We start from the raw sequence: 12,127 nt of genomic DNA, 5'->3' as shown, positions 1-12,127 counted from the left end.
ACGAGGGCTGTGCAAGTCATGGGTGCGGTGCACATGCGATGGGCGAGCGCTGCGACATCCGATGACCGCTGCGGATGATGCTCACCTGGATGCAACGTCGATGTTGGGGATCTCGGGGCAGTGTGACGATGGTGCTCTTCGTGATGGTGGAGGGGCTGGGAACAGTGCTGTTAGGGGTGGTTGTGGCCGGGGCGGCGCTGTCCGAGGCCGCATCATCTGGGTCGGCAGGCGTCCAGGCGTACGCATCGCCTTCGTGCGGGTCAGGGTTGGTCCAGCGGAACACGGCGGCATCGCCGCTGATTGATCCCGTCACATGCTGGGGCGGGCTGATGGGTGTGCCTTCCGCGGTGAGATTGGTTTCGTCCTTCGCCAGGTCGTTGGGCGCAGACTGCCGATTCGGTTGCTGGAAAGCTGCACGCGAATACCCGGAAAATCGTTGGAAGGCAAGAGGCGGGGCATGGGAATAATGCGCAAGTGCGGCGGCAAGGGCGAAAATCAGCACAAACATTGCCGCGCCGAGTGGTATGGCTGTCCGTACTGCGTGGTGTGAACGCGTACGCCGGTTGCGGGGCGGCGGCATACGCGTGCCGAGTTGGGGCGAAGGGGCGCGCGATGACGATGGGCGCGTCGTCGTAGACGAGTGCGCCGATATGGATGGGCATGGTGCTGCTTGCGTTAACTCAGGCACGCGCATCCGAGCGGCGCTATGGCTGTCAGCATCGATGCAGCATTTCAGCTCGGCAGGAACGGGCACTGCCCCGTCAACCGCCAGCGGCGTGACATGGTGGAAGCAGGTGAACTGCGCGTGCTGCAAGGCGCGGGCGAAGTCAAGCGCCGAGGCGAAGCGGTCTCCCGGATCCTGCGACATCGCGACGAGCAGCGCCCGCGAGAGTGCCGGTGGCGCATGCTCTGCATCGAGCGCGGGCGTGGCGCGGGTGAGCATGACATGGACAAGTTCGCTATGCGAGCGCGGACGGTAGTCGTATTCGTATGGCGATCGGCCGCACAGCAGCGCAAATAGGGTCGCGGCGAGCGAATAGATGTCTCCGGCCTCGCTGCCGGGGCTTACTTGGCTCGCCACCTCTGGCGGTGCCCAAGGCAGCGAGAATCCGGGTGAATCCTCTGGCTGGTACACCGAGGTGCAGATGCCGAAGTCGGCCAGCAGTGGCGTTCCGGAAGCGGCGATGAGCACATTGCTCGGTTTGATATCGCGGTGCAGATATCCTGCCCGGTGCGCGGTGGCTAGGGCGCAGGCCAGGGCGATGCCCATGCTGAGCGCCTCGTCTGCCTCGAATGCCTTGGTGCGCAGTCGTTTGCGGCAGGAACCTAGCGCAGCGTAATCAAGCACGAGATACCCATGACCTGCCTGTGTGACGCCGGCAGCATGCCAGGCGAGAATATTCGGGTGCGGGCATAGTGCGGCAAGGCACTGGGCTTCGCGGCGCATCAGATCTGTACTATCGTGTCGCACTGGTCGTTTGCCCACTTTGACGGCGATATCCTCGCCGGCTCGCGTAAGTCGAAGGTCAATGCCGGCTTCGGCTCGGCCTGTTCGATGCAATCGGTACACCACCGCGCTGGATCCTGAGGCGATGCGCCCCGTGCAGGCATATCCCGGCACGGTGGGTGGTCGCGGGTCGCTGCCTGTTGTCGCCCTGCTCGCTTCCTGATTCATCTCCTGGCTCCTTTCTTCCATGGTGTGTAGTGACGGGGTATGGCGGTGTTCGTAGGACACATTTCTAGGGAAATATGCCGACGAATTTTCTTTATGCCGCGTGTATGCACACTTTTGGCATCGACCCGATTTTCGACCTATTTCGGCCTGATTTTCCACCTGTTCCGTGAGCAGGGGCGATAGGCGCAAAACGTTGGAATTCCAAGTCTGAGAGTAGGTCGAAGATGGGTGTGTCGCACGATTTGCTTTTTGCGGACAAATATGCATTGGCCTGTTTGAAATCGGCATGGAATCAGCGTGAAATCAGCCTGCTTTCGAATCGGCTCGGGGAGGGCGGACCTTAGTGTGGAGGCATGCACATGAACAACCGGATTCAGGAGCGTGAAGCCGTCGAGGCACTGATCGACGGCTCGCTGGGCAGCGCCTCCGGCGCTCCTACGAACACGCTTCTGGTCGCGGGGGCGCCGTGCACGGGGAAAACCGAATTCGCGCTTGAATCGCTGATGGCGGGGCTGCACGCTTTTGGCGATACGGGTGCCGTGATGACCGTTTCCAACCGTAAAACGGCTGACCGCTACGCCGACGAGGTCGTTCGTCGGCTGCAGGCCAGCTCGCAGGCGCGGCCGGTGACGACGCTGTCCGCCGTCGCGTTCCGCATCATCGCCGCCATCCGCGTTCGCGCAGGCACCCCGCTGCCGAAGCTGCTCAACGGGGCGGAGCAGGATGCCCTGGTGCGCCGGGTGCTGGCCGTGCATGTGCACCATGCGGTTTCGGGCGATGCGTGCGAGACGTGCGCGATGCTGCGCGAGTATTTCGCCTTTGATGATTGGTCGAGCATGGTCGCCGATCCAGCTTCATTCCCCGGTCAGCGCGGTGCCGGCGACTCGGCAGCGGTGGTGAACGGAGCGGGCACGGATGCGCGTAGCGCACATGGAACGCCAGCATCGTTAGCAACGGCGACTTCGCCGCTCTCGACCACGGAATCGTTGTTCGCGCGGGGTATCAACGATGCTTTCGTCGTGCAACTGCGCGATATGCTCGCCCGCATGGATGAACTCGGGGCGTCGTATGGCCGGGAAACCGAGATTCTCAACCGTTTGGGATCGTGGAGCCCGCATACGGAGCGCCTGCGCGTGCAGTGGCGGCTCGCGTTCGCGCTGCGCCGCGAATACGCGCGCATGGTTGACACGGAATATCCCGCTCAGTTTCGGCTCGACTCCTCCCGTCTGCTTGTCGAGGGCACGGATGCAGTGCGCAATGCGCTGCCGAATGAGCTGCCGCGCTATGTGGTCGTCGATGATTTCCAAGATCTTACGTTGGCCGGACTCGCTTTTTTGCAGGCTTTGTCGCAATCCGGCACCCGTCTGGTGCTGGTGAGCGACCCGGACGAAGCAGTGCAGACCTTCCGCGGCTCGTATCCTGAATACCTGTACGCGCGGATGCTGGAACCGCCGTTCTCTGCGCATGTCGTGCGGCTGCGTCCCAGTCGCGGCGGGCAGTTCGGGAGCAGCGTGGACGGCGAAATTACCGACAGGGGAGAGCTGAACAGTACAGACGCGGTTGAAGGAGCCGCTGCCGGCTCGGCACCGGACTACCACTCGCTGGTGGCTTCGCGGGTTTCGCTCTCGATTCTTTCGCCCGAAGACGATGCGACCGCACCGGCTCGTCGGGCATGGAAGCTGCCACGGTATGAGGGAAGTCTGCCGATTGCCGCTGTGCCCGAATCGGCTGCGCTGATTGATGATGGCAGCGTCCATGCGGCATTGTATCGCTCGGCGAACGAGGAATTGGACGATGTCGTCTGGCGGGTCAAGGAGGCTCGGCTTTCCCAAGGCAGGCAATGGAACGATCTTGCCCTCATAGCGCACGATAACGCCACGGTGCGTGCCTTCGGCGAGCGACTGCGGCGTGACGGGGTGCCGGTGCGCTATTCCTCGGTGACGCGGCCGCTGAAGGATGAGCCGTTTGTGCAAGGCCTGTTCGCGCTTATCGAGCTGGCGCGGCTGCGCAGGCGCCTGCTGCGTGAAAAGGCGGGGCAGATTCCCACTCGCCCGCGCCCCGGTGCCGTTGCCGGGGCACTCGGTGATCCACTCGGTGAATCACTCGGTGAACACGCAGCTCAGGCAACTGCTGAACCGAACGCTGAGGCGATTATTGAATCGACTGCCGAACCAGCCGCTGAGCCGGTCATGGAGTCGTCTGCCGGATCCATAGCTGATGCTGCCGCTGTTGAATCCGTAGCTGCGTCTGGCTCCGTCTCAGTCGCCGCTGAGCCTGTGCTGCCATCGAATCGCAATCGAGCGCCGTCACTGAACTCGTTGGCCGCCTATGTGCGCACGAGAGTCGCTACGCTGATGGACAGCCCGCTCGTTGCTGTGGGCTCGCAGACGCAAGGCGAGGGATTCCCTGCCCGCTTGGCTCCGGTGGAATCGGCGATGAACGCCCTTGGCTCCCTGCATGCAGTGCTTGCGCGGGATGGAACATCCGAAACGAATACGATGCCCGCGAAGCCGGCATCGCAGGAAGGACAGGGCACTACCATTTCGGCGCTTGCCGATTTGGAACAATCATGGAGTCGTCTGCGCGATAGCCTGCGCGCCAGTCGAAAATCGCACGACGATGAAGATAACGTGGTGCAGGTGGATGACCGGGCGTTTTCCACGGTTTCTCAAAGCGACAAAGCGCAGGATGACGACAGCATGGAACTCGGCCCTGAGGCCCTGTACGTGATGCTGGCCTGTGACGGCTTCGACAACCTTGCGGCGGATGGCGTCGTGGATGTGATCAGCTCCGTTGGCGGACACGAGCCCAACGCCGAGGCTTTCGGCCACCTGTGGGATCTGGTGGCGCAAGTCGCCGATGGAATGGCTGCACTGCCATCAACCGAGCCGCAGTATGCGTTGGCGTTGGCATGGGATTCCTGCAAGGTGGCCGAGCGGTGGCAGCGCGAAGCGCTGAACAACACTGATGACGGGCGGGCAGCCAACGATCGGCTCGATGCCGCGATGCGGCTGTTCGATTATGCCGCAGGCAGCGGGGCGAGCCGCGATATCGAGGGCTTTCTCGAACAGGTGCGCTCGATGCGCATTGAGGCCGATTCGCTGGCCAAGGTCGCGCCCATCGACCAGGCAGTCACCGTGACCACGCCAGCGGGAGCCGACGGCCAGCATTGGCCGCAAGTGTGGATTGTGGCGATGCAAGAGGGTGTGTGGCCGAATCTCGCGGCTCGCAACACGATGTTCGGCGGCGAGGAGCTGGCGCAGATCATGCTGCGTGGGCGGCTTGCCGACGACCGGCAGATTGCCCTGACGGGGCATGATCCGCAGCTGGCCGCAGTATTGTGCGGCGAGCAGAAGAGCTTCCTTGCCGCGCTGACCAGAGGACAGGAACAGGTGACGCTCAGCGCGGTCGCCAACGATGACCTGTCCCCGTCCGACTTCCTGTACGGCTATCTTCCCGAGTTGTTCGACCGCAATGCCCAGGCCAACCCCACGACCCGCAGTTACAGCGAGGTCGGCGGCAGCGATGCCTTCGCAGGACTGGACGCCGACCCGCGCGGACTGGTGGCCTCGGCGCGTGTGCTGCTGTCCAAACGCGCGCTGCAGCAGGCACAGGGCACTTCCGAGGCCCATGATGCCGCCGAATCCTTGGCATTGCTGGCCTGCAACGGCATCGCCTCGGCCGATCCGGACAATTGGGCCTACCCGCAGCCGCAGGGCGCATCGCCACTGGACGACGATGGCAATGCCACAGTGCGGGCGGAATCAGACAGTGCGCTGCAATCAGAATCGGCTTCGCGCCAGCGAGAGAGCTCCACACAAGAGCCCGAAGAACAGGTAGAACAAACAGAACAAGCAGCAGCGGGACCAATGGTCTCCTTGTATCCTTCCGCCGTGGATGGCCTGTGGGCGTGCCCGGTGTGCTGGCTGCTCGAAAACCATTTCGCCGGCCCGCAGCGTGGCAGCGCGGCGACGGCTTTCGGCACGCTGATTCACGCGGTCGCGCAAAACGCCAGCGAAAACGGCTTCGACATGCCTGACTTCCTGTCGGAGTTGCCCGAGGACGAGCGCATAACAGCGCTCACCGAACGCATGATGAACATCTACCGCGAGCTGCGAGACGATCCGCAGTCCATCGATGACCCGGCAAGCCGCTACAGCGCCATCCGCAAAGACAACGATGCCGAAGCCGTGATAGCGAATATCGCCAGATACTTCGTGACCTCCAATGGCACGGAATATCTGGGCGGCAACGCGGAGAAAATAACCGTGGGGACTCTGACCGATGTCGCATGTGAGCGCTCGTTTGCTTCCAAGTTTTCGCTGGATGACATTCTTGAGGCGTACAACGCCCTTGACGAGGTCGACCCGGTGTCTCGTCGCGACCTATACGGCATCATGGGCGCTCTCGTGGGCGGCTGGCCCGAGGCGATGCGCGAGGACATGACAATCCGGCTAGGCGGCAGGATTGATCGTGAAGAGACGCGACGCCTGCCGGATGGCAGCATGGTCGTGCGGCTGATTGACTATAAGACTGGTGCCGTTCCCGACATCGTGCAGCAATTCAGCGACTTGCAGCTGGTCTGCTACCAGCTTGGCCTGGCGTTCCCGGTCGAAGGCCCGGGCGGCGCGGCAGCGCTGAGCGTCATGCCGCGCATCGAGCAAAGCGACCTGTTCTACGTGGCGAATGGCAAGCTGCCAGCGGAAAGCTATGCTCCCGAAGGTCTGTTCCAGCCGCCGCTGTTCGTCGATGGGCACCTGAACGATGCGGCCTTCGCTGCGCGATACCATTACACGAGCTTGGAGAAGCTGACGGATACGGTCGCTCTCGACTCTGACGCAGTTCCTGAAGGCGTGAGTGAGTCCGCATGGCGGCAGTTCGTCGCGCTGCGCGGCACGCAGGCGGTGTGGGCGCTGACCATGATTGCCAGAGTGTTCTATGCGGCTGCGGCGAGCTGTTCCGCAAGCTTGATCGCCCACCCGAGCAAGAGCCATATGAAGTATTGCCGCATGCGTGCCGTGTGCCCGGCATGCTCCGGGCGCAGCGACACGGTTTTCGAGATCAGGAAGGGGCGGGCAGCATGACCGATATCACCGACAGCCCCGAGCAGGCGCTGGCCGTCAATGCGCCGATCAACGACGATATGCTGGTGGTCGCGGGCGCAGGCAGCGGCAAAACCTACACGATGACCCGGCGAATTATCGCGCTGATCGAACGCGGCGTCGCCCCGCAGAGCATCCTCGGCCTGACCTTCACCCGCAAGGCGGCATCCGAGCTGCTTGGCCGCGTCTCGCAGGCCGTGATGAGCCAGCCCACGCAAGCGGGCGCGGGCAGCGGAGCGTCTTTTGAAGCCATGAACCGGGCGTTCCTCAAGCCCGAGGTGCTGACGTACGATGCCTTCTTCCAATCGGTTGTGCGCCAATACGGCCTGCTGGTCGGCTTCGACCAGGATACGCAGCCACTGAGCGAGGCTGGCGCATACCAATTGGCGGCCAATGTCGTCGACGAGCATATGGAGCTGTTGTCCGGGCAGGACTTCGGCGCATTCACGACGGTCGTGAACGCGGTGCTGGCGCTGTCCAATGCCATCTCCGGCGCGATGATCGGCGAGGGATGCACGGGTGTCGGCGAAGCCACCGAACGCATCCGGATATGGGATGCAGGATTCGCAGAACAGCTGAATAAGGCCATCGGTGATGAATCGATGCCCGAGAGCGAACCTGCGCCGAAGATGAGAAAGCGCACGAAGAAGGAAAGTGATACGCACTACCAGCAACGTCTTGAGGAATATGAGACCGAGCTCAGACGGCTCTGCATCTACCGTTGCGGCCAGCTACGGCAGGTCGTGGCGCAGCGCGAAACGCTGCTCACGCTCGTGCAGGAATACCATGCGGCCAAACGCCGGCTCAATATGGCGGAATTCAATGATTTCACCGTGGCGGCATTCCAACTGGTCACGCGATTCCCCTCGATCGGCGAACGCTACCGTCGGCGCTACGGGCACGTATTGCTTGACGAATATCAGGACACGTCCACGACCCAGGCGGCGCTGCTCGCCGCCATGTTTCATCCTGCACAGTTTCATCCTGCACAGTCTCATCTCACGCCATCGCATATACAGGACGACAATTCCCGTGGGGAGTCCGTTAGGATGGATGCGGGCGCATTCGCAGATAACGCAGGTGTAGGTAACGCCGACGCGACCAGCGCAGATGCAAGAAACTCAGACATAGGAAGCGCAAGCACGAGAGACACAGGCGGCAGCGCGGTGGGCGCGGTCGGCGACCCCTTCCAGTCCATCTACGCTTGGCGAGGTGCCAGCCCGGGCGCGTTCCGCATATTCCAGCGCGATTTCGAGCTAGGCGAGTCAAGCCGCCCGTACGCGCTCAGTGTCACGCGTCGCAATGCGCGCATCGTGCTCGAGGCGGCGAATAATCTCACTGCGCCGCTGCGTGCGGCTGGGCGGCAGCAGCGCCCCAGCAGTTCGCTGATGCATGAAGTCGACGTCGACCGGCTGCAGGCGATGGACAATGCGCCAACCGGCACGTTGGGGGTCCTGGGATACGAGACGCTCGGCCAGGAAATCGATGCCGTGGCGAGATTCGCGCTCGCCTCGATTGCCAGACACTCCGGGCATGGCGACGGGCTCGACAGTGCAGGAACCGATGCTCCCAGCAGCTCCGCAGGCAATGGACCCCATGTGGCCGTGCTGTTCCGCACGAAATCGCTGATGCCGCAATTCGCGCAAAGCCTTGAGAAAGCCGGACTCACGGTGCAGATTGTCGGCTACTCCGCGCTGCTTGAACGCCCCGAGGTGCGCGACCTGCTTGCGCTGCTGCATGTGGTCGCCGATCACACGGATTCTGCGTCGCTGATGCGGCTGCTCGCCACGCCGAGATATGCGCTTTCGACGCATGAGCTGCAGGCGCTTGCGGATGCCGCCGAACGACGCAATACCGAATTCCGCTTCCGCGCACTGGTGCAGGCCGGAGTGGCAAGCGCCGATCTTCCTCAGGAGCAATGGGCGCAATGTGTCAGTGAGCATCGCGACGAAGTGCCCAATGCGGTGTTCCTCGGCGATGTGCTCGTCGATCCCGATTTGCCGCAGCAGCTTGAACGCATGCCATCGCTGACGCCGCGCAGTCGGCAAACCATAGCGCGTGCCGGTGCCGCGATACGACAGGTGCATCGCGTGCTCAACCATCCGCTGGCCGAAGTGGTGCGCACAGCGGTCGAGGCGCTGGATCTGGACATCGATGCCGTTGTGGCTCAGGCGCTCGCATACCCGGATAAGCCGGTTTCCCCGTCGGTGGCCCGTGCGCCGATGGACGCGGTCGTCCAACTGATCGACACCTACACGCAGGAGATCGCCGAAGGGCAGCGGGCCACCCTACGCGGCTTCGTCTCCTGGGTTGATGCGCTCGCTGCCATACAGGACCAGACCGCAGCGGCGCCGGATGAATCGGCGGATGTCGTGCTCATGACCATCCATCAGGCGAAGGGATTGGAATGGGATTCGGTGGCGGTGGTCGGCCTCGCCGAACGCACATTCCCCAGCAGCCAAGGCGACAATCTGAGCATCAGCCTGGATGAGGAGCATCCCGGCGGCATGCAGGGCGGCGCGTGGGTCGCCCCGCAATACGCGCAGACCGCGAACACCTGGCTGACCGACCCCGCCGCTGTGCCAGTGCCGATTCGCGCGGATGCGGGTATTCTGCCACGGTTCCCGCATGATGCGCAGCAGGGCGCAGACCCGATCGAGGTCCTGCGCTCTCTTGATGACGTCGAGCAGATCGACGATGAGATCTTCGGCGATATGCGGGCCGCCGCGCCTTTGAACGAAGGCGTCGGAGAGGAGGATCGCGAGGCATGGTACCTGACCCAGCGAGAGGAGTACGGCAGACGTTTGCACGCCGACGAACGACGGCTTGCATATGTGGCGTTGACGCGTGCGCGCGAGGAGGTTCTGCTCACCTACAGCGCCACGAACGAGACTGGCCGCGAGCCGGAAGAGGCGAAGGGACGACGTGCCAAACCTTCGAACTTCTGGGTTGAAGTGCGCGATTCGCTGTGCCATCACGAGGATATCGCCAAGCCGCAGACCGATAGCGACCAGGCCGCCGAACGCAGTCTTGCCGCCACTGAAGCCGTGCTGCCTGAGGGCTTCTTCGCTGGCGAGCATGCCCAATGGTATCAGCGGCTCGTAGTCAGTGAGGCCTGGCAGTCCGAGTTGGCGGACGATGAGGACCCGGAGGGACTGCCGTGGCCCAGCGCGATGAGCGAGAACGTATCGAGCGCTTTGCGTCTCTCCGCCGACGCAGTGCGCACAGCGCTGGCTCGCCGCCGGAACCCAGCATCAGATCTTCCCGTGCCGCAACAATCGCAAACGACGTCAGCTCATCGGACGATGCCATATCTTGCGAAGGCATCTGCCGACAGTACTTTGCCCCCTGCGCAATCCTTGCTGTTCAGGGCTCAGCTGCTGGTCGAGGACGAGGACCTCATGCCGTGGACCGCCGGCGGCGATGGGACTTCGACCCGCACATTGAATGACGTCGTCCGCGAGCGGGGCAAGCGGATTCTGGCCAATCGGCGGCAGAATGTCACCGCGCTGCAGGCGCGTTCCGGCTCCATGAATGCGCGTGAAGAGCAGCGGTTCTGGCGTGCGCTGGTTCGCCCGATACCGCAGGTCGCCTCTCCTGCGGCGCAGTCGGGCACGATGCTGCATGCGTGGGCTGAGCGCTTCGTTAATGCCTTCGGACGCGACGACGTGCCCGACAATGCGTGGGATGCGGATACGAACACGATTGCCGCCGAGACGTCCAGCCAGACTCGGGCGCAAATGCTGGAAGAGCTCAGCATCGTAGAACGACGCGTCGAACGCGGTGCTAGCGACGCCAAGCAACGGCGAATTGCGTTGTGGGAGCGCCGGCTGGCCGATTCGCGATGGGCGCGCCGACGCCCAGCTTGGGCGGAGCGGCAGATCGTCGTCGCGCTGCCGCAGCTGGGCGATCAAATCGTCGTAGGCAAGCTCGATGCGGTCTTCTTCGGAGGACTAGACGAGCAGAGCGATACTGCCAACGAACAACATGGGCGGGCTGACCAGCATGGTGGGCAATATGGGCGTGACAGCCATGATGAGCCGAAACGCTTCACCATCGTCGACTGGAAGACGGGTGCGAAACCCCGTACGGCAGAGGATGCCGAGCGCAAATTGCGTCAGCTGGACATGTATCGTCTTCTGCTCTCGGCGATTGAGGACGTGCCATTGGCCAGCATTGACGCTACGCTGTACTATCTGGATGAGCCCGAAGAGGGCAGTCGCGAGCTGCATGCTCGCGCGAAAACAGAACAGGAGATTCTGGCCGAGTTGAGCTCCGGCATCCCCCAGCAATCCGACAATGACTAGGCGACCGCGCGAGCGGTAAGGCCCTGCGACTGGAAACCGCGTCGCAATGCCGTTGCGGAGGGGAGCTGCGACCCTCGTGCCTCATGTGTGGGCGGCATACATGGTGATGCAACGAAGGAGGGGCATAGCCATGCCCGCGCAGAATGTGACGAAGCAAAACGTGACGAACCGGAACGTGACGAGCCAAAGCGTAACGAACCAGAGGAACGCAGCAAACCGGAAAGGCGCAGCAAACGGAGTGCGCAGCGCCAGCCGTGTCGAGTACCGACCCATGAGCTGGGACGATATCGAGGCGATTACGCAAGAGTTCGACCGCACCTGGGGCCGCGCAGAGCCGACGGACAGCCCGCAGCTTTCCAAGATGATATCGCGCCGTTTCGTGCTGCGCTATCTCGCGCCGAGCACAAGCACGCGAACCGCCTGCCTCGACGGGCGATTCATGGGGGTCACCCTCGTGCGGGCAGTCGGCCAAACTCCGCTGTTTCCTCGCGCCGAAGAAGAGCTGCGAGAGCTGGACCGCGAGCTGGCGCTCAGTGACGCCGGCCGGCATGCCTTGCACGGTATGGCGCTCCAACGTGATATCGATACGCAGATGGAGCAAGATTCAGGCGTCGACCGCGACTCGGATGCTGAGCTTGAGCTGTTCCTCGTCGCGGCAGATGCTCGTGGGCATGGGGTCGGCGGCGGTCTATGGCACGCCATGCTCGAAGACTTTGCCAGTGCAGGCGTGCAGCGCTTCCACCTGCATACCGATAGCGATTGCGATATGGGCTTCTATGACCACCAGCGCATGACCCGTGTTGCGCAGCGCAACATCTCGGATGCCGATGACACCGATCTGGTGTTGTTCGCTCCGGAAATCTCACGCATCTATGCCGGCGAAACAGAGCAGATCCTAGGCGATGTACAGCACATGGACCGCACTGAAACAGATCACACGGAAACAAGCCATATATCGCGAGCAGATCACACGGCACAGCCGGATAACACCAGGCATTCGAATCACACGGCAGCAGTACGAAAGGATGGTGCGCGGTGAACGC

General features: G+C 62.9%; 4 protein-coding genes. 3 read left to right on the top strand and 1 reads right to left on the bottom strand.

The window, feature by feature from the left end:
* Positions 1-16: 16 nt before the first annotated feature.
* Entirely contained in the window at positions 17-1,675 is a 1,659-nt protein-coding gene (locus tag LKK40_RS01740; protein ID WP_304308668.1) for a serine/threonine-protein kinase, read from the bottom strand.
* A 359-nt stretch (positions 1,676-2,034) separates the two neighbouring features.
* On the opposite strand from LKK40_RS01740, the gene LKK40_RS01735 reads away from it, so the two are divergent.
* The 3 genes from LKK40_RS01735 to LKK40_RS01725 all read left to right on the top strand — a co-directional run bounded on the left by LKK40_RS01735 (position 2,035) and on the right by LKK40_RS01725 (position 12,123).
* Entirely contained in the window at positions 2,035-6,759 is a 4,725-nt protein-coding gene (locus tag LKK40_RS01735) for a PD-(D/E)XK nuclease family protein (RefSeq protein WP_304308666.1), read from the top strand.
* On the top strand, positions 6,756-11,084 hold the full coding sequence (locus tag LKK40_RS01730; protein WP_304308664.1) for an ATP-dependent DNA helicase: 4,329 nt from the start codon (positions 6,756-6,758) through the stop codon (positions 11,082-11,084). Before LKK40_RS01735 ends, LKK40_RS01730 begins: the two co-directional genes overlap by 4 nt.
* Positions 11,085-11,214: 130 nt before the next feature.
* Positions 11,215-12,123, top strand: coding sequence for a GNAT family N-acetyltransferase (locus tag LKK40_RS01725; RefSeq protein ID WP_304308663.1), 909 nt, complete (start codon positions 11,215-11,217; stop codon positions 12,121-12,123).
* Positions 12,124-12,127 lie beyond the last annotated feature (4 nt).

This window comes from Bifidobacterium tibiigranuli, from assembly GCF_022655035.1.
Taxonomy (GTDB): Bacteria; Actinomycetota; Actinomycetes; order Actinomycetales; family Bifidobacteriaceae; genus Bifidobacterium; species Bifidobacterium tibiigranuli_A.
The sequence above is the reverse complement of the archived record's forward strand: the minus strand, read 5'-3'. Positions and strand labels throughout refer to the sequence as shown.